General features: G+C 52.1%; 14 protein-coding genes and 1 pseudogene. 9 read left to right on the top strand and 6 right to left on the bottom strand.

The genetic code is table 11. The features are described from left to right. The first annotated feature begins 351 nt into the window (after positions 1-351). From EH207_RS09950 to EH207_RS09940, 3 genes are read left to right on the top strand one after another with little or no spacing between them, the layout of a single operon-like run. Positions 352-1,158 (top strand): SDR family NAD(P)-dependent oxidoreductase, encoded by an 807-nt coding sequence (locus EH207_RS09950; protein ID WP_217496083.1) that lies wholly within the window; start codon positions 352-354, stop codon positions 1,156-1,158. A gap of 22 nt (positions 1,159-1,180) precedes the next feature. Further along, positions 1,181-2,086: an alpha/beta hydrolase gene (locus tag EH207_RS09945; protein ID WP_137713864.1), complete on the top strand. Its 906-nt coding sequence runs from the start codon at positions 1,181-1,183 to the stop codon at positions 2,084-2,086. Positions 2,087-2,145: 59 nt separating this feature from the next. Next, entirely contained in the window at positions 2,146-2,961 is an 816-nt protein-coding gene (locus tag EH207_RS09940; protein ID WP_137713863.1) for an SDR family NAD(P)-dependent oxidoreductase, read from the top strand. 475 nt (positions 2,962-3,436) lie between these two features. Here EH207_RS09940 and EH207_RS18360 read toward each other — a convergent pair. Then, positions 3,437-3,934: pseudogene (locus EH207_RS18360) on the bottom strand (transposase); the annotation flags it as partial. A 275-nt stretch (positions 3,935-4,209) separates the two neighbouring features. On the opposite strand from EH207_RS18360, the gene ldtD reads away from it, so the two are divergent. From ldtD to EH207_RS09920, 3 genes are all read left to right on the top strand, one after another. Beyond that, positions 4,210-5,967 (top strand): L,D-transpeptidase, encoded by a 1,758-nt coding sequence (gene ldtD / locus EH207_RS09930; RefSeq protein WP_483995147.1) that lies wholly within the window; start codon positions 4,210-4,212, stop codon positions 5,965-5,967. A 178-nt stretch (positions 5,968-6,145) separates the two neighbouring features. Then, positions 6,146-6,694: a peptidoglycan L,D-endopeptidase MepK gene (gene mepK, locus EH207_RS09925; protein ID WP_137713860.1), complete on the top strand. Its 549-nt coding sequence runs from the start codon at positions 6,146-6,148 to the stop codon at positions 6,692-6,694. A gap of 125 nt (positions 6,695-6,819) precedes the next feature. Next, a complete protein-coding gene (locus tag EH207_RS09920) occupies positions 6,820-7,464 on the top strand; it encodes an MBL fold metallo-hydrolase (protein WP_137713859.1) in 645 nt (214 codons plus the stop codon). Between the two features lie 76 nt (positions 7,465-7,540). Here EH207_RS09920 and EH207_RS09915 read toward each other — a convergent pair whose 3' ends face one another. The 4 genes from EH207_RS09915 to pncB all read right to left on the bottom strand — a co-directional run bounded on the left by EH207_RS09915 (position 7,541) and on the right by pncB (position 13,134). Beyond that, complete coding sequence (locus EH207_RS09915; protein ID WP_137713858.1) at positions 7,541-8,731, bottom strand: amino acid aminotransferase; 1,191 nt, start codon at positions 8,729-8,731, stop codon at positions 7,541-7,543. A gap of 245 nt (positions 8,732-8,976) precedes the next feature. After that, complete coding sequence (locus tag EH207_RS09910) at positions 8,977-10,053, bottom strand: porin (RefSeq protein ID WP_281279168.1); 1,077 nt, start codon at positions 10,051-10,053, stop codon at positions 8,977-8,979. 295 nt (positions 10,054-10,348) lie between these two features. After that, entirely contained in the window at positions 10,349-11,749 is a 1,401-nt protein-coding gene (asnS, locus tag EH207_RS09905) for an asparagine--tRNA ligase (RefSeq protein WP_137713857.1), read from the bottom strand. Positions 11,750-11,928: 179 nt separating this feature from the next. After that, positions 11,929-13,134, bottom strand: coding sequence for a nicotinate phosphoribosyltransferase (gene pncB / locus EH207_RS09900; RefSeq protein WP_137713856.1), 1,206 nt, complete (start codon positions 13,132-13,134; stop codon positions 11,929-11,931). 211 nt (positions 13,135-13,345) lie between these two features. Here pncB and pepN point away from each other — a divergent pair, with 211 nt between their 5' ends. From pepN to EH207_RS09885, 3 genes are all read left to right on the top strand, one after another. Then, positions 13,346-15,961, top strand: a complete 2,616-nt coding sequence (gene pepN / locus EH207_RS09895) for an aminopeptidase N (protein ID WP_137713855.1) — start codon at positions 13,346-13,348, stop codon at positions 15,959-15,961. A 187-nt stretch (positions 15,962-16,148) separates the two neighbouring features. Further along, positions 16,149-17,159, top strand: coding sequence for a quinone-dependent dihydroorotate dehydrogenase (gene pyrD / locus EH207_RS09890; protein ID WP_137713854.1), 1,011 nt, complete (start codon positions 16,149-16,151; stop codon positions 17,157-17,159). Between the two features lie 182 nt (positions 17,160-17,341). After that, a complete protein-coding gene (locus EH207_RS09885) occupies positions 17,342-17,911 on the top strand; it encodes a cell division protein ZapC (protein WP_137713853.1) in 570 nt (189 codons plus the stop codon). Between the two features lie 21 nt (positions 17,912-17,932). Here EH207_RS09885 and EH207_RS09880 read toward each other — a convergent pair whose 3' ends face one another. Beyond that, positions 17,933-19,036 (bottom strand): YcbX family protein, encoded by a 1,104-nt coding sequence (locus EH207_RS09880; protein WP_137713852.1) that lies wholly within the window; start codon positions 19,034-19,036, stop codon positions 17,933-17,935. Positions 19,037-19,099 lie beyond the last annotated feature (63 nt).

The raw sequence follows: 19,099 nt of genomic DNA, 5'->3' as shown, positions 1-19,099 counted from the left end.
ATTGTGGCGAAATCTGATAGAGCGATTGTGGTTGTTGTCACTATTATCGTGCTAATAGTTGCCAAAATTCTCAAGTTTCGAATACGGCGAAAATAACTCGCGTCCCTTTTACCCTCATAATTACATTATACTTTTTGATAATAATTATTCTGTGTTACAGAAAAACACATAAAGAAATATTGTCATGTCCTGCCTGGTTGTGATAGCCCTGTTAGCTATTCTTTAGACTCCGGATTTGAAGATTGTATGGGCCGGCAATGCGAAGATCGTGAGCGACGGTGAGACTACGCCGCTTTGACGGTGGCGCGCGTGCCGGGACGAATCTCACTATCATCGATGTGGAGGTAGAACGTGTCTTCATTACAATTGCAAGGAATGACCGCCGTCGTCACTGGCGGCGGGTCCGGCATGGGCCGGGCGATCGCGCTGGAACTGGCGGCGCAGGGCGCTTCGGTACTGGTCGCCGACATGCGCGCCGGGCCCAAGCCGGGCGGCTATGACGTCGAGCCGGAGTTCGATACGCACGAGCTCATCCGCCGTCGACACGGCGCGGCGCAGTTCCAGCAGACCGACGTGTCCAAGGCTGCGCAGGTGCAGGCGGCGGTCGCGGTCGCGGTCGAGGCTTACGGCAGACTGGACATCATGGTCAACAACGCCGGGGTCGTCACGTCGCTGGAGACGGTGGTCGATCAGAGCGAGGCCGACTGGGACCTCACCATGGCGGTGAACGCCAAGGGCGTGTTCCTCGGCTGCAAGTACGCGGTCGCCCAGATGATGGCGCAGCCGCCGCGCGCGAATGGCGCGCGCGGGCAGGTAATCAACATCGCCTCGGTCGCGGCGCAGGCCGGGCTTCCGCTCGAACCGGCCTATTGCGCCTCCAAAGGCGCGGTGCTCGCGCTTACCCGCCAGGTGGCGGCCGACTTCGGGCCGCAGCACATCCGCGTGAACGCTATCCTTCCCGGCATCATCCAGACCGCGATGTCCCGCGAGCCGCTTTCGGACGAGAAGACGGTCGCCGCGCTGCGCCAGATCAATACGTTCCCACGCTTCGGAACCGTCGACGACGTTGCCGCCGCGGTGGCCTTCCTCGCTTCCGATGCCGCTGGCTTCATCAATGGCGCGGGTCTGGCGGTCGATGGCGGGAAGCTTGCCCTGTGATCAAACTTGCTCGGAGCCGATTATGAACTTTGAACCGATTGAATTCGCCACTGCCGACGGTATCGTGCTGCGCGGCCGCCATTATCACGCCCGCGGCGTCACCGGCCCCGCGCCGGTGGTAGTCATGGCCCACGGTTTTTCCGGGGTCGTGGAGCTGTCCCTGGCGCCGTTCGCCGAGGCCTTCGCCGAGGCCGGGCTGGGGGTGCTGGTCTACGACCATCGCAATTTCGGCCACAGCGACGGCGTGGTGCGCCAGGAGGTCGATCCGACCCAGCAAATCAACGACTGGCGCGAGGCGATCACCTTTGCCCAGGGCCTGCCGGAGGTCGACCCCGAGCGTGTAGGTATCTGGGGATCGAGCCTGGCCGGTGGGCATGTGCTGGTGCTGGGGGCCACCGACAGCCGGGTCGGGTGCGTCGTATCGCAGGTGCCCTTCACCAGCGGCAGCCGGCAGTCCCGGCTCAACCTCACCCCAGTGATGCAGGAAATGAGCGCCAAGGGCTTCGCCGCCGACCGCGCCGCACGCATGCGCGGCGAAGCGCCGGTGATGCTCCCGGTCACGCACCAGGACCCGACGCATCCGGCGGTGCTGTCCACCCCGGAAGCGCATGACTGGACGGTGCGCAATGCCGCCGACGCGCCATCGTTCCACAACGAGGTCACGTTGCGCTCGCTGGAACTGGCGGCGGCCTACGAACCGGGCGGCTACGTCGGCCGGATCGCGCCGGTGCCGCTGCTGATGATCATCGGGCGGCGGGACGATCTGGCGTCGGCGGAACTGGCGCTGGAAACCTATGCGCAAGCGCTCGAGCCGAAGCAGTTGCTGCTTCTGCAAGGAGGGCATTTCGCGCCCTACGACGAGGAATTCGTGCAAGCCTCCAGCGCCGCCGTCGACTGGTTTAGCCGCCACCTGACGGGCGCGGGCTGAATGGCAGCGGCGAGGCCGCTTATCGACATCAATTCGACATCAATTGCGGAGTAAAGCAGATGACAGAGCTTCTGGCAGGAAAGACTGCGGTGGTGACCGGCGGCGCGACCGGCATCGGACATGCCATCGCCCTCGCCCTCGGACGTGCAGGTGCGCACGTGGTGATAGGCGACCTACAGCCGAGCCCCCGGTCCGGCGGCTACGACGAGAGCCCGGATAGGGATGTCGTCGACCTACTCGCGTCCGAGGGCCACTCGGCAGAGTACCTGAAGACCGACGTGACCTCCCCCGAGGCTGTCGCGGCCCTGGCTGAGCGTGCGCTGACCGCGCGGGGGAAACTGGACATCTGGGTGAATAACGCGGGCATCGTGGCTCCGCAGAAACGCATGCACGAGTACGGCGATGAGGAACTCGAGCGCGCCCTGGCCGTCAACACCAAGGGCACCTGGAACGGGATGCGCGCGGCGATCCGGCGCATGCTCGAGCAGGAGTCCGGCGGGGTGATCGTCAACGTCCTCTCCATGGCGGCCGTCCGCCCGCACATCAACCAGGCCGTCTACGACATATCCAAGGCGGCCAGCGCGCAGGCTACCCGCGTCGCGGCGCTCGAGTACGGTCCGCAGCGGATCCGCGTCAATGGCGTGTGCCCGACCCTGGTGAAGACGGCGCTCAGCCGCGCGTTCGTGGAGACGCCGGAGTTCCATGCCTGGTTCCGGCAGCAGGTGACGCTGGGCGAGCCGGTCGAGCAGCGCCAGGTCGCCGACGCGGTGCTGTTTCTGGCCAGCGATGCCGCCAGTGCGATCACCGGCGTGCTGCTGCCCGTGGATATGGGGGAGAGTCTCGGGCCGATTGGCATTGAGTTGAAGCAGAACTGATCGGCGCCGGTGCAGGTCCGTGGGCAGGAGGCGAGGCATCGGACGCTGGTTTGGGGCCGATTGATGAATACTCTTTATCAAAGCATTCTTCCGAGTGAATAGCATGGTGGTGATTATTATCCCACCGTGGGGCGTAGCGCCTGGACGATTAATGGCTTAGAAATCAGGCCCGAATTCAATAAACCCCCGTAACGAGATGGCGGGGGTTTATTGTTTTTTGCAGTATATAATGTAAGGGAGCAGAAGATGAAGAGTCGTTATTCCCGCAAGATGCAGAGGAAATAACAATGAGTGGGGCTTTCGGGTGCCCTTGCAACGATGGCGTTATGATCATCCGGGACAGGCGATTTATGCGCCTGCATTGCTGAAAGTCATCTCGGATCGCAACGTGACGTTTTGTAAATGATGCAATTCTCTACGACCTGCGTAATGCTTCTGGCGCACTGATCGGTTCGTCATGGCATACTAACATCGCTTCATCCTTATAATACTTTGGATTATCACGCTGTTCTTTAGCTAAATCCCCAGCGTAGCGGCTCGTTTTCCTCTTTATGCGGGTCTTTTATTTTCAGTGTCGGCGCGGCTATGCGCCAAACTATACCTGCCTGCTTCAGGGAGTGGTGCGGGTAGCGAAATGAAGCGTGGCGCCAAAAAGTCGATTGACGATGAGCGGCAGAAGTTCCGTATTCCATCGAAAGCGCAACCAGCCAAAGTCTGGGGTGACCGTTGTATCAGAAGCGGCAAAGTCTGCAGGATATCATCAACGGGCCGGCGGGGAGCGCGTCCGGGCCTGAAGCCTTTTAGTCATTTAATGCTCTGTAAAGTAACCAATTTATCCATTTCGAACGGAGTAACCCGCGGCGCAAAGTTTTCTGGCAACGTAGGTAACGGTCATTTCCTGATGCAACATCAGCATGGCTATCAGTCGTCGGGAAAGAGTTTTTATCACGGGTTGCTGGGCCTTTGTTCTCATCAGGCGCCGTTCTTCATCCGGGATAAATGCGATGATCGGCGTAATTTAGTCCGGTTGGTGATTGGGGAAATTTGGCGATTAATCAGATCGCACAATTTGGGCTGAATTCCCTTCAAGTGATATACTATTTGGCAAAGTTATCTATTCTCCGCACAGAATAACGTCACTTAAAACATAATTTTTTTTTGCCATAATGAATTTGGTTGTTTTATTTCCACTCTTAAAACCGTTCGTAGTGGAAGGCATGGTCGTTAATGTGTACAGGGGATAAATGGGTGTTGTTATATAAACGAAAAAAGCAGAGGCTACTGTGGAGCGCCGGTTGTATCTGGGTATGTAGCCTGTCTCTTTCTTTTTCGGTGCTGGCAGCAGCTTCCTCGGCTTTATCTGGCGTTCTGCAAAGTGCCGGGACGGTTTCGACAGAACAAAGCAGAGCGTCATTATTGGCGGCATTACCTAAATCGGCGACGCCGAAATATCTCTCCGAACTGTCGTTATTATATGCCAGCCGTTCTATGCAACCCATGTGGGCCGACCAGCGTGCTGTTCAGCAATTTCAGCAGCAACTGGCCGAATTAGCCATCTCTGGGATACAACCGCAGTTTACTACCTGGGTTTCCTGGCTGACCGATCCGCAAATCACCGGTTTTGCTCGCGACATCATATTATCCGATGCCATGCTCGGTTATTTGCATTTTGTTTCCGATGTTGGGCGCAACGGTAATAACTGGTTATACAGCAGTGTGCCTTATCGTCTGCAATCGCCAGCGCCAGATGCGGTCAGCCAATGGCAACAGTCGGTGGCATCGGGGAGCAGCGCTGCGTATGTCGACTCGCTGGCGCCCAGGCATTCACAATACGCCAAGATGCACGATGCGTTGAAAAGCATGTTGGTGGATACGCGTCCCTGGCCGGCATTAAATCTGTCTGAAACGTTACGTCCGGGACAACAAAGCCGGGAACTGACGGAGCTGCGCGAAATTTTGCAACGGACTGGCATGCTCACGACTACAGAGAATATTACGCTGTTCAATGAACAGACAACTGCGGGAGCATCCGTCACGCAACAAACAACACAAGCGCCAATGGCGAGCATCGGCGACAGCGCCGAGGTGAATTCTGAAAACCGCTATGGCGGTGAACTGGTTGAAGCGGTCAAGCGTTTCCAACGGTGGCAGGGGCTGGCGGATGACGGCGTGATCGGAAAACGAACCCGTGACTGGCTGAACGTTTCGCCACAGATGCGGGCAGCGTTGCTGGCGCTGAATATCCAGCGACTGCGTTTGCTGCCGGATAATGTCAACACTGGCATTTTGGTAAATATTCCCAATTACTCGCTGATTTACTATCAGGATGGCGCGGAGCGACTGTCATCGCGGGTGATTGTCGGGCAGCCTAAACGTAAAACGCCATTGATGAGCAGTTCGCTTAATAATGTGGTGGTCAATCCGCCGTGGAATGTACCCACTAAGCTGACGCGTCAGGATATTATTCCGAAGGTTATTCAAGACCCTGGCTACTTGCAGCGTCATGGTTATACGGTGCTGTCCGGCTGGAGTCAGGATTCAGAAGTGATTGATCCGACGATGATTGACTGGTCCATGGTTTCGCCGGCGCGTTTTCCTTATCGACTGCGCCAGGCGCCAGGCGCTAACAACTCGCTAGGTCGCTATAAGTTTAACATGCCGAATTCGGAAGCCATCTATCTGCACGACACGCCGAGTCATGATCTGTTTCAGCGTGATGTCCGGGCGCTGAGTTCGGGCTGCGTACGCGTCAACAAGGCATCTGAACTGGCTGGCATGTTGCTACACGATGCGGGATGGAATAATGCACGTATTTCCGCAACGCTTGAGCAGGGCAATACCACCTATGTACCGATGAAACACCGAATTCCGGTCAGCCTGTATTATTTAACCGCGTGGGTCGCAGAGGATGGTAAACCGCAGTTCAGAACAGATATTTACAATTATGATGACACGGCGAGTTCGGGTACGCACATACTGTCAAAAGCCGGATTATTATTACTGTAATTACTGAAAATAGCGCGATTTAGCGAAATAGATACAGACTTTCCTCCAGGGGATCGTTGCGATCCCTTTCAAACCCTGAATAAAGCAGGTTGACTCGCTTTTCATAGGCGGTTAAGGTTCAAAACGGTGCATTTTATGTACTCCCATTGACATCGTTTTTTCCAGGATAATTCGCGCTATGGAACACATTGACAATCATCGACGCAAATGGCTTGCGCTGGGTGGGGTTGCATTAGGGATGACTCTGCTTCCCGGTCAGGCGTTCGCCATGTTATCGACCCCGCGTCCACGTATTTTAACGCTTGATAACCTTAATACGGGCGAACATCTTAAAACAGAGTTTTTCGATGGCAGACGCTACAATAAAGAAGAGTTGTCCCGTTTGAACCATTTCTTCCGTGACTACCGCGCAAATAAAGTCAAAGCAATCGATCCGCTACTTTTTGATCAGCTTTACCGTTTGCAGGTGATGCTGGAAACGAATAAACCAGTGCAGCTAATTTCTGGATATCGGTCAATCAACACCAATAACGCGCTCCGGGCGCATCATACTGGCGTTGCCAAGCAAAGTTATCACACCAAAGGGCAAGCGATGGACTTTCATATCAACGGGGTTCAACTTGCTAATCTGCGAAAAGCGGCACTAAAGATGCGGGCTGGTGGCGTTGGTTACTATCCTCGTAGTAATTTTGTTCATATCGATACCGGCCCTGTTCGCACTTGGTAGCGTTTCTGATTACGATGGATTGGCTTAAGGTCGTTTACCCTGCCGGTTACGGCTAAGTCTGACACCGCTTCATTGCGGATTTTTACGGCGGCTAAATCTGTCAGGTTGACTCAAAATGGAGCGGTATGAAATATCAAATAGTTCCTGTGACGGCGTTCAGCCAGAACTGTACATTACTGTGGTGTGAGGCGACTAACGATGCCGCCATTGTCGATCCCGGTGGTGATGCGGATAAAATCAAACGCGCGGTGACGAATGCAGGCATCAAAGTAACGCAAATATTACTGACTCATGGGCATTTAGACCATGTTGGCGCCGCGGCCGAACTTGCGGAATACTATCAGGTACCGATTGTTGGTCCCCACATTAAAGATGCTTTCTGGTTGGAAGGATTATCGGCACAGAGCCATATGTTTGGTCTGGGTGAATGCAAACCGGTAACGCCGTCACGCTGGTTACAAGAAGGGGATACGGTCAATGTGGGTAAGCTGGCGTTGGCCGTATTCCACTGCCCTGGTCATACGCCCGGTCATATCGTCTTTTTTGATGAGGTTTCACGGCTGGCCCAGGTTGGCGACGTGATTTTTAACGGTGGCGTGGGGCGTACCGACTTTCCGCAGGGCGATCATCAGGCATTAATCTCCTCGATCAAAAATAAACTGTTTCCTCTGGGTGACGATGTCACTTTTATTCCCGGACATGGGCCTATGTCGACGTTGGGCCAGGAGAGGAAAACCAATCCTTTTGTGCGTGATGAACCTACAATTTAGTCTTTTTTATCAAAGACACCCGTAAAAAAGCCGGCTTATTCGCCGGCTTTTTCGTTAACCGCTATCGGGTTGTTTGTTATAGCACCGCGACAATGGCCTCACACAACGGGGCCATGTTTTCAGGCGTCATGCCTGCAACGTTGATACGGCCGGAATTAACGGCATAAACGCCAAATTCATCACGCAGGCGCAGTACCTGATCTTTATTCAGTCCGCTGAATGAGAACATGCCATTTTGGTCAATAATAAAAGAGAAGTCCTGTTTGGCACCTTTTTCCTGTAGCGTATTCACAAACAATTGACGCATGCGTTGAATACGTTCGCGCATTGCCGTCAGTTCTTGCTCCCAGATAGCGCGCAGCGCGTCGTTACCCAGAATGGTTGCAACTACGGTTGCACCGTGTGACGGCGGGTTGGAGTAGTTTGCGCGAATAGCGGCTTTCACCTGACTGAACGCTTTATCGGCGATCCCTGCATCAGCGGCAACCACCGTGCAGGCGCCCACTCGCTCGTTATACAGACCGAAGTTCTTGGAATAAGAACTGCAAACGATCAGTTCGCGGTGTTTTGCTGCAAAAATGCGTAGACCTTCCGCGTCTTCTTCCAGTCCGCGGGCAAAACCCTGATAGGCGAAATCAAACAGCGGCAGCCAACCTTTTTGTACGGAAAGCTCGGCCAGTGTGGTCCACTGTTCTGCCGTAGGATCGATACCCGTAGGGTTATGGCAACAACCGTGGAAAAGCACCACATCGCCTGCCTGAGCCGCGTTAAGGCTGCTGAGCAGGCTATCGAAATCCATTGAATGGTTGGCTGCATCGTAGTAATGGTACTCGCAGATTTCCAGACCGACGGCAGAAAACACATTTTTGTGGTTCGGCCAGGTAGGGGTGCTGATCCAGATGCGTTTTGCTGACGTCTGGTTAGCAATGAAGTCGGCAGCGACACGCAGACCGCCAGTACCGCCCGGCGTTTGCGCCGTACGTGCGCGTTTATGGGTGATGATGCTGTTTTCTTTGCCAAACAGCAATTCCTGTGTGCAGTGGGCAAAAGCGGGTAGACCATCAATGCCCAAATAGTTTTTTGTCGTCTCGTTTTCTAACAGAAACTGTTCTGCTTTTTTAACGCTGGTCAGTACCGGTGTTTTGCCTGTTTCATCTTTATAAACACCGATTCCTAAGTTGATTTTGCCCGGACGATCATCAGCGCGGAAAAGATCGATCAGCCCAAGAATAGGATCGGCGGGTGCGGCGGAGATATTTTCAAACATTGATAGGGTGTTCCATGACAGAGGTTAAGCAAGAAATCTCAGATTACCGCCAGTAAAAGGCTTTGCCAACCATTGAATCAAAAAGAAGGGGAAATAATAAAGGGACAAGGGGAAACAAAATAATAGTCTGGTTAAAAAGAGATTATGGAGATTTAGGCATAAAATGCACCAACAAAAAGACAGAACCGAAGCTCTGTCTTTTTGGAACGATAAACGGTTAAACCGTTACATAATGCTCTATCAGATTAGAACTGATATTTCACACCAACTGCAACAACGTCATCATCATGAGTATCGCCACTCACAACATATGCATTATCACTGTCAAGCAGGTTAATTTTGTATTCGGCGTAAGTCTGGAAGTTCTTGTTGAAATCGTAGTACGCGGCAACGCTAACATATTTGTTCACGTATTCGTCTATGCCGCTGTTGTCTTGCTTACCTTTACCCTGAACGTACGCCAGAGAAGGCGTTAAGCCGAAATCAAAAGTATATTGAGCGACAGCTTCAAAGATTTCAGTTTTGTCCAGCGGCAGACCCCCGTCTAGGGCCAGATTACGGAATTCGCCGTAAGTCGCGGCCAGATAAAGGTTGTTAGCGTCATATTTTACGCCGGTAGCCCAGGTTTCAGCTTTCTTGCCGCGACCGTCAGCAGTAAGGTTCTGACCAGTAGTGCGTTTTACTGTGGCATATGAACCAATAAAGCCCAGACCCATGTCGGAGTCATAGCTCAGAGAGGTACCCCAGCCGTCGCCGTTAGCTTTTCTATCCGTAGCAGAACGGCCAGCGCTCGTGTCGTCGCTATCTTTACTGATAGCCTGCAAACCAAAATTCAAGCCGTCTACCAGACCAAAGAAACCGTTGTTGCGGTAAGTCAGCAAGCCGCTTTTACGACCGGTCAAGGTGTCGGTATAGCTATGATCGCCGCCAAAAGCCGGCAGAACGTCGGTGTAGGAAATACCTTCATAACCGATACCCTGGTTACGACCGTAATCCAATGAACCAAAATCGGCAAATTTAAGACCAGCGAAGGCAAAACGAGTTTTGACGTTATTGCTTTCAGAGCTATTGGCGCTGAATTCAGATTCGAAACGACCATAGCCAGTCAGCTCACTATTAATCTGAGTTTCGCCTCTGATACCCAGACGAGCACGAGTCCCATCGCCATTGTCGTCATCGGCTTCAGAGAAGAAATGACGGCCTTCCATACGGCCATAAATATCCAGCTTATTGCCGTCTTTGTTGTAGACTTCTGCTGCGTTTGCCGCGCCAGCAGCTAACAGAACTGGGATTACCACTGCAAGAACATTGCGTTTCATCATTATTACCCTCATTGGTGTTTTGTAGACACCTGCCACTGCCATAAAAAATTCCTTACGGAACTATTCCTGAAAGTTTGGTGTCGTCCTGTGTCTGAACGCAGTTTTCCATTCGCTCGCTAGTTAATCTACCCCGAATGTGCTACTAACTTCGCAATCAAGTAACTAATAGAAAATATGTATTACAAAATGTAAATATCGCGGAACTTTGTGAGGCAACTCTAGAATTAAAAAAAAAGAGCCGGAACACTCGACTCTATTTTTCTACATATTTGTTTTACTTATATTAAATTTTTATTTAGAAACTGGCGTTGCGGGGTGTCCGAGGGAACGGGATGACATCCCGCACATTTTGCACTCCGGTAACGTAGGCAACCAGACGTTCAAATCCCAATCCGAAACCAGAATGCGGTATCGTGCCGTAACGACGCAGATCCCGATACCACCAGTAGTCTTCTTTATCTAAACCCATCGCCTCCAGACGGCTATCCAACTGTTCCAGACGCTCCTCACGTTGTGAACCGCCGATAATTTCACCAATGCCCGGCGCCAGAACATCCATAGCGGCAACGGTTTTACCGTCGCTGTTCATGCGCATATAAAATGCTTTGATGTCTTTAGGGTAGTTTTTGACCACCACCGGTGCTTTGAAATGTTTTTCCGCCAAATAGCGCTCATGTTCGGACGAGAGATCGACGCCCCAGTAAACCGGGTTTTCAAACGGTTGACCGCAGTTCAGCAATATTTCCACGGCATCGGTATAGTCGACCTGAGCAAAATCAGAGGTGATAAAGTTTTCCAGACGGCTGATCGCCTCTTTATCTACGCGCTCGGCAAAAAACGCCATGTCATCGGCGCGTTCGTCAAGAACGGCTTTAAAGACGTACTTCAACAGGCTTTCTGCCAACCCGGCGATATCGTCCAGCGATGCAAAAGCCACTTCCGGCTCGATCATCCAGAATTCAGCGAGATGACGGCTGGTATTGGAGTTTTCTGCGCGGAATGTTGGACCGAAGGTGTACACTTTGGAAAGTGCGCAGGCATAGGTTTCGCCGTTCAACTGACCGGATACGGTGAGAAACGCTTCTTTGCCAAAAAAGTCTTCGCTGAAATCCACTTTGCCTTGTTCTGTACGCGGCAGATTTTCCAGATCGAGGGTGGAAACGCGGAACATTTCGCCCGCGCCTTCCGTATCGGAGGCCGTAATCAGCGGCGTTGATACCCAGAAGTAACCATTTTCATGGAAGAAACGGTGAATTGCCTGAGCCAGCGTGTGACGAACGCGGGTAACGGCGCCAATCAAATTGGTGCGCGGACGCAAATGCGCCACTTCACGCAGATATTCGATGCTGTGGCGTTTGGCCGCCATCGGGTAGGTATCTGGATCGTCCACCCAGCCGACAACGCTGACAGAGGATGCCTGCAACTCAAAGCTTTGGCCTTCACCCGGCGAGGCGGCGACTTTGCCGGTGACTTCCACGGAACACCCCGTGGTCAGACGCAGAACTTCATTCTGGTAATTGGAGAGATGATTATTAACGACAGCCTGTAATGGATTAAAGCAGGAACCGTCATAAACGGCAACAAAGGAGATACCGGCTTTAGAATCTCTCCGGGTACGTACCCAGCCGCGCACGGTGACTTCGCTGTCAACGGCAATACGGCCTTGCAGTACGTCGACTACAGGCACTACGCTCATAAAATTCTCTCTTCAATTAATCGTTTCAGAAATAAATCAGTGGATGCCCTGAAAAGGGTAATTCGCTATGTTACTAGCCGTCTGGCAGGACACAAGCAGAAATCACCGGAATGCAACAAGTTTTGCGCATTCCTGCTTATCCGGGCTAAAAGTTAGGCAGTCTTTCAGAGTTAAAGGGATTAACTGGCTTTTCTTATGCGGGGCAGATCGAATGCTTTGCGCAATTCACACACAAAGGCTTGATCCTGACAAATGGTTTTTCCCGGGCTATCGGAAAGTTTCGCCACTGGTTTGCCATTGCATTCCACCAGCTTGATCACGATATTCAACGGTGTAGTGCCCGGAATATCGCAAGTCAATCGAGTACCGATGCCAAATACCAGATTGATGCGCTGCCGGAAATGACCATACAGCTTGAGCGCTTTATCAAGATTCAGATTATCGGAAAACACCAGCATTTTGCGCATTGGATCAATGTTTAAACGCTGATAATGAGCAATCGCTTTTTCTCCCCAATCCACCGGGTCGCCAGAATCATGACGTAACCCCTGATAGGATTCGGCGAACCGGGCGTCAAAATCGCGCAGGAAGGCGTCCATGGAAATGCAGTCAGTCAGCGCAATGCCCAGTTGATTGGGATATTCGTTTAACCACATCTGTAACGCCGCTCGCTGACTGTTGGCAAGATCCGGGCTGATTCGCTGATGCGCCTGGAACCATTCGTGAGCCTGAGTACCAACGGGCGTCAATGTTAAACGACGCGCTAAATCATAGTTGCTGGTGCCGATTAAGTACGGAAACTCAGATTGCAGTTTACTGACGATTGCATGTTGCACATCGCGCGAGAATCGACGACGAGTGCCAAAATCCATAAGTTTAAATTGGCTGATATCTATACCGGCGCTGTTACGCTGGAAATGGGCCAGGGTTTTATCAAGCTGAGCCGTAGCCTGTTCCGCGCCGAACTGTGGGGTTCGATTCCGGTGAACCACTTCGCTGATCACCGCCAGCAGCGGCACTTCCCACAGAATGACTTCGCGCCACGGTCCGGCAATCCGGATATCAAGATTGCCGTGGTTATTCTTGATACTTACCTGCTGCGGATTAAAACGAAACGTTTTCAGCCAGTTCAGATAATCCTGCTTGAAAAACGGCAAGGAAGAAAGGTAGGTAAACTCTTCGTCGTTTAACGATAAAAAGCGCATAAGAGCAACCTGCTCGGTTATCTCTTCGGCATAAATTCCCAACAAATCATCGCCGCGACAGCGGAATTCGGCCGCAACATCGACAGAGTAATAATGGTGATACACCGCCTGCTGCATATGTAGCTTGTAAGCATCGGTATCCAGTAATGAAGTCAGAATCGGAGACGTGTGTAAGGTCATAATGCGTTACAGCATCCTCGTTAGACGCATATCCGCGTTCGAGACAATCGCAAGGTTCGGTTAGTATACCTTGATTCTCATTTTTTTACCTTATCACAACATTGATGGTGTACCCGGGCGAGATTCAAACATGCTGTATATTGTCTTGGTAACATCGACGTAACAGGAATAGACTTTGTTCCTAATGCTAATGAGGAGATGGAAACGTAATATGAATCGACAGCCGCAAGTGAAATATCGCCACGATTACCGCGCGCCGGATTACACCATTACGGATATCGCCCTGCATTTTGATCTGCATGCGGAGAATACGCGTGTAAAAGCAGAAAGCCAGGTGGTGTTGCAAGGGGAAGCGGACGCGCCGCTTAAGCTGGATGGCGAGGGGCTGACGCTGATGAGCCTGAGTGTTGATGGCGTGGCCTGGCCGCACTACGAGCAACGGGATGACGGTTTGGTACTGACGAAATTACCCGCCAGATTTAAACTCAGCATTGAAACTTACATTAACCCGGCGGCCAACAGTGCGCTGGAGGGGCTGTATCAGTCAGGTGACGCGCTGTGTACCCAGTGTGAGGCCGAAGGATTTCGCCACATTACCTATTATCTTGATCGCCCGGATGTTTTGGCCAAATTTACCACGCGCATTGTTGCGGACAAAGCCCGCTATCCTTATTTATTGTCCAACGGCAACCGCATCGCCCAGGGTGAACTTGAAGGGGGGCGTCACTGGGTTGAATGGCATGATCCATTCCCTAAACCTTGCTACTTGTTTGCGCTGGTTGCCGGTGATTTTGATGTGTTGCGGGATAGCTTTACCACTCGCTCCGGCCGTGATGTGGCGTTGGAACTCTACGTTGACCGCGGTAATCTCGACCGTGCCGGCTGGGCCATGACTTCATTACAGAATGCAATGAAGTGGGATGAAACCCGTTTTGGTCTCGAATATGACCTCGACATCTATATGATTGTGGCGGTGGACTTCTTCAATTTGGGGGCGATGGAAAATAAAGGTCTGAACATTTTCAACTCCAAGTATGTGCTGGCCAAAGCGGAAACCGCCACGGATAAAGACTACCTGAACATTGAGGCGGTGATCGGTCACGAATATTTTCATAACTGGACGGGAAACCGCGTTACCTGCCGCGACTGGTTCCAGCTCAGCCTTAAAGAAGGGCTGACGGTGTTCCGCGATCAGGAGTTCAGTTCGGATTTAGGCTCGCGTCCTGTGAATCGCATCAACCACGTGCGTATCATGCGCGGCGCCCAGTTCGCCGAGGACGCCGGTCCAATGTCGCATCCGATCCGTCCCGATCAGGTAATAGAAAAGAACAACTTCTATACTCTGACCGTGTATGAGAAGGGGGCGGAAGTGATCCGCATGATGCATACCTTATTAGGCGAGGCGAAGTTCCAGGCCGGGATGCGCCTCTACTTTGAGCGTCATGACGGCAGCGCCGTCACCTGCGACGATTTCGTTCAGGCGATGGAAGAGGCGTCCGGCGTGGATCTCACGCAGTTCCGCCGCTGGTATAGTCAGTCCGGCACGCCGGTGCTGACCGTGCGTGATGATTACGATCCGCAAACGCAGCAATATAGATTGAGCGTTAGCCAGATAACGCCGGCAGGCGCGGATAAGCAGCCCAAGCCGCCGCTGCATATTCCGCTGGATATTGAGCTGTATGATCAGCAAGGGCAGGTCATTCCATTACAGAATGAGGGAGAACGGCTGTCCTCGGTATTGAATGTCACTGAATCTGAGCAAACCTTTATTTTCGATCGGGTTTCCAGCCAGCCGATTCCTTCTTTATTACGTGAATTCTCCGCCCCGGTAAAACTGAATTATACCTGGAGTGATGCGCAACTGACTTTCCTGATGCATCACGCCAGCAATGCGTTTTCCCGCTGGGACGCGGCGCAAAGCCTGCTGTCCAATTACGTTCGCCTGAATGTTGCCCGTTATCAGCAAAAGCAGGCGCTTTCATTACCGATGCACGTGGTTGATGCATTTCGTGGCATATTGCTGGATGACAAACTGGGGCCGATGCTGGTATCGCAGATCCTGACATTGCCCAGTGAAAATGAGATCGCCGAGTTGTTTGAGATTATCGATCCCACGGCGATTGCCGCCGTCCGCGGCGGTATTGTGCGGGCGCTGGCAAAAGAGATGGCCGATGAATGGCTGGCGGTTTATCACGCTAATCTTACGCCTCAATATCGGGTTGAACATGCGGACATCGGCAAACGCGCGCTACGCAATGTCTGCCTCGATTATTTGGCATTCGGGGATGATGCCCTGGCTGACAAACTGATCGTGGCGCAGTTTGAACGGGCCGACAACATGACCGATTCGCTGGCGGCATTGTCTGCCGCGGTGAGCGCCCAGTTGCCGTGCCGTGAGGAACTGCTGTCCCGGTTTGATGAGCGCTGGCATCAGGACGGCCTGGTTATGGACAAGTGGTTTACTTTGCAGGCCACCAGTCCGGCGGCGGAGGTATTGGGCCGGGTACGTGAGCTTTTGGGCCATCGCTCGTTCAGCCTGAATAACCCGAACCGTCTGCGGTCGTTGGTCGGCGCGTTTGCCGCTTCCAATCCGGCGGCCTTTCACGCGGATAATGGCAGCGGTTACCGTTTCCTGACTGAGATACTGGCCGATTTGAACACGCGCAATCCTCAGGTCGCGGCGCGGTTGATCGAGCCTTTGATCCGGTTGAAACGCTATGATGCAAAGCGGCAGGCGTTGATGCGTGAGTCGTTGGAACAGTTGAAGGCGTTGGAAAATCTGTCGGGCGATCTGTTCGAGAAGATCGATAAAGCCCTACAAGATTAAAACTGTTTATTAAAGGGAAACGCCACGCGCGCATTTGCCGTGCCGCGTGTGGCTGCAAGCGCCATATCGCCGTTTCCCTTACCCCTAAACGTTTTACTTTCCGCTACGATAGAATTACCATCACGCCGGTGCGCGAAACCGTATTCCGACTTTATTTATTACGATTGGGGTCCCAGCAGGAGACGATATGTTTTATCCCATTATCAGGAAAGCGTTATTTCAGCTCGATCCAGAACGAGCTCATGAACTGACCTTCCAACAATTACGCCGTATCACCAACACGCCATTTGAATTTCTCGTCCGTCAGTCTGTTCCTACCAAGCCGGTCACTTGCATGGGGCTGTCATTTAAAAATCCACTGGGTTTGGCTGCCGGTCTTGATAAAGATGGAGAATGTATTGATGCGCTGGGCGCGATGGGATTCGGGTTTATTGAAGTCGGAACTGTAACGCCGCGCCCACAGCCGGGAAATGACAAACCGAGATTGTTTAGAATGATTGAAGCGGAAGGTTTAATTAACCGGATGGGTTTCAATAATAAGGGGGTGGATTACCTGGTTGAGAATGTCAAAAAAACACGTTTCGGCGGGGTATTAGGGATCAATATCGGTAAAAATAAAGATACGCCGGTAGAACAGGGCAAAGATGATTATTTGATCTGCATGGATAAAATTTATCCTCATGCGGGCTATATTGCGATCAATATATCTTCTCCAAATACGCCGGGGCTGAGAAGCCTGCAATATGGTGAAGCGCTTGACGATCTTTTACAGTCGATAAAAAATAAGCAGACCGAGTTAAATGAGAAATATCAGAAATATGTTCCGGTAGCGGTAAAGATCGCGCCGGATCTTTCTGAAGAAGAATTGATCCAGGTTGCGGATAGTCTGGCGCGCCATAACATCGACGGGGTTATTGCCACTAATACTACGCTTGAGCGAAAACTGATTCAGGGATTAAATCATTGTGGTCAGAGCGGGGGATTAAGCGGTCGGCCTTTACAATTGCACAGCACAGAAATTATCCGGCGTTTATCTCAGGAATTATCCGGCCGTTTACCCATTATCGGTGTCGGCGGTATTGATTCTCTGATGGCGGCCCGCGAGAAAATGGATGCCGGGGCGACGCTGATTCAAATTTATTCCGGATTTATTTTTCGTGGACCGGGTCTGATAAAAGATATCGTTACACATATTTAATCCTTTCTACCTTTCATTCTATCGCCGGGGGTTTATTTATTCCCTCGGCTGGTCTATATTTTATTCGTTTGTGTTAATAAACTATCAACATTGAGCTGATTTTTTGGCGACATTTTGCAATCAGTCATTTCTGATTCTTGTTTAACAGAAGAGCAAAGAACGAAAGGCGAAGGATAAATAAGATGAAGTTAAAACCCGATGATAGCTGGCGCTGGTTTTTTGACACCGAACATGATCGGCTGATGTTGGATCTGGCAAATGGCATGTTATTCCGTTCGCGCTTTCCATCCAAAATGCTGACGCCGGATGCGTTTAATGAATGCGCATTCTGTGTTGAAGATGCCGCTTTATTTTTTACCTATAACGATAAATGTCAGAAAATGGCGTTAAATCGTTCGCTGCAAAGCGAGTTAATATTGAATGCGCTGGTAGCCAGTCGGTTTCTCAAACCGTTAATGCCCAAAAGCTGGCATTTTGATCAGCAGCCTGTTTCGAATGATTATTTGCCGCAGACCGGGGATCTGGTGCAGGTGCGGGTCACTGAAAATCAGGAAACGGCCTGTTTTCTGGTAGCGGAAGCCGGCGATAAAGCCAGCCTGTGTCTGCTGGCGCAAGAACACTTAACGCTGAATGCGAAGACGATGATTCTGGGTGATGCAATAAAAATTATGCACGACAGATTATTGCCTGCTGACGCGCAGCATACGGCTGAGCAGGAATCTTCTGCGTTCCATTATGCTAAAGTCGTTTAACGGCTCTTGCCATCGCACTGCTCATTGCAGAGTGATATTGCCCTGGGGAATGCAGCTACAGGCGAGGATCGCGCCGTTTTTCCCTATCGCACTTTCCTTGAGTGCTGAAACCTCTCCACTGACCAGCGTCAGTTTACAACTCCCGCATATTCCGGCGCGGCACGAATAAGGCACGCGAATTCCTTGTTGTTCCAACTGTTCCAGCAAGATTTGCTGGTTATTACCGGGCAGACGTTTTCCCTGATACTCAATGGTTATCGCTTGTTCGCTTTGCGGTTTGACCGCCATGTTTTCAACGACGCGACCTGCGCCATAGGGACGCGGCGGTTTAGTCGCCAGGACTTCCAGCGTATCGCCAACGCGAATAATGCCGGTATTTCGGGCAATCAGGTTCTGACCAAAGTCGACATCGCCGTTTTCGGCTGTGCGGAAGGATTTCAGCGTCGCCAGTGGTTCTGAGGTCGGGTGCTTTCTGCCATGCTCAATGCTGACCGTGGTCAGCACGCAGCGGCTACAGGGGGTGATAACATCAAAAATAACATCGCCGACCCGCACGGTTTGCCAACTATCTTCGGCAAACGCCGCCGCGCCTGTCACCACCAGATTGGGGCGGAACTGCTCAATTTTGATCCCGGCCGGGCAGCGCTGGCGCAGCGCCTGAAAAGACGCTTCGTTGATCAAGAGAAAGGGATAGCCATCGGCAAAAGAGAGCGGAACCTCAGGATGGCGTTTTACACGGCGTGAGGGTTCGCGGCCAACCCAGCGCAGTTGTACCTGACGCTGAAAATAACCGCTCAACCAGGTGTTGATCGCATCCGGCGCCACCTGTGACGTAAAGTGATTACCCCAGACTTCCGTAGGCTGCGGGGTGGGGATGAAGTCAGTAAAGCGAACGCTGGCGGATTGTCCGTCCGGTGCGGAGAGACACAGTCCATCCGGTAACAGTGCGGGGGTGAACAACACCATTTGCGGATATCGGCGGGCGGTAATAAAGGTGCCATCGGTCTCGGTAATCATAAAGGTTCGGTCATGCGCCAATCCGCTGACGAAGGCCGCGGCATGGGACAGTTGCAAACCTCGCATGGATTTTACCGGATGGATATAAAGCCGCGTTACGCCGATCACTGAAGGTTCCTTACAGAAGTAAAACGGCAACTTTATGACAAGCGTCCCGGATTAGCTATAATG

The sequence above is a fragment of the Brenneria rubrifaciens genome, from assembly GCF_005484945.1.
Taxonomy (GTDB): domain Bacteria; phylum Pseudomonadota; class Gammaproteobacteria; order Enterobacterales; family Enterobacteriaceae; genus Brenneria; species Brenneria rubrifaciens.
The sequence above is the reverse complement of the archived record's forward strand: the minus strand, read 5'-3'. Positions and strand labels throughout refer to the sequence as shown.

What these genes read in the sequence shown, in the direction of transcription:
- EH207_RS09915 (WP_137713858.1), bottom strand. Translation starts at nt 8,731, where the DNA reads ATGTTTGAAAATATCTCCGCCGCACCCGCCGATCCTATTCTTGGGCTG.
- pepN (WP_137713855.1), top strand. Translation starts at nt 13,346, where the DNA reads ATGAATCGACAGCCGCAAGTGAAATATCGCCACGATTACCGCGCGCCG.
- mepK (WP_137713860.1), top strand. Translation starts at nt 6,146, where the DNA reads ATGGAACACATTGACAATCATCGACGCAAATGGCTTGCGCTGGGTGGG.
- asnS (WP_137713857.1), bottom strand. Translation starts at nt 11,749, where the DNA reads ATGAGCGTAGTGCCTGTAGTCGACGTACTGCAAGGCCGTATTGCCGTT.
- EH207_RS09920 (WP_137713859.1), top strand. Translation starts at nt 6,820, where the DNA reads ATGAAATATCAAATAGTTCCTGTGACGGCGTTCAGCCAGAACTGTACA.
- EH207_RS09945 (WP_137713864.1), top strand. Translation starts at nt 1,181, where the DNA reads ATGAACTTTGAACCGATTGAATTCGCCACTGCCGACGGTATCGTGCTG.
- EH207_RS09940 (WP_137713863.1), top strand. Translation starts at nt 2,146, where the DNA reads ATGACAGAGCTTCTGGCAGGAAAGACTGCGGTGGTGACCGGCGGCGCG.
- EH207_RS09910 (WP_281279168.1), bottom strand. Translation starts at nt 10,053, where the DNA reads ATGATGAAACGCAATGTTCTTGCAGTGGTAATCCCAGTTCTGTTAGCT.
- pyrD (WP_137713854.1), top strand. Translation starts at nt 16,149, where the DNA reads ATGTTTTATCCCATTATCAGGAAAGCGTTATTTCAGCTCGATCCAGAA.
- EH207_RS09885 (WP_137713853.1), top strand. Translation starts at nt 17,342, where the DNA reads ATGAAGTTAAAACCCGATGATAGCTGGCGCTGGTTTTTTGACACCGAA.
- pncB (WP_137713856.1), bottom strand. Translation starts at nt 13,134, where the DNA reads ATGACCTTACACACGTCTCCGATTCTGACTTCATTACTGGATACCGAT.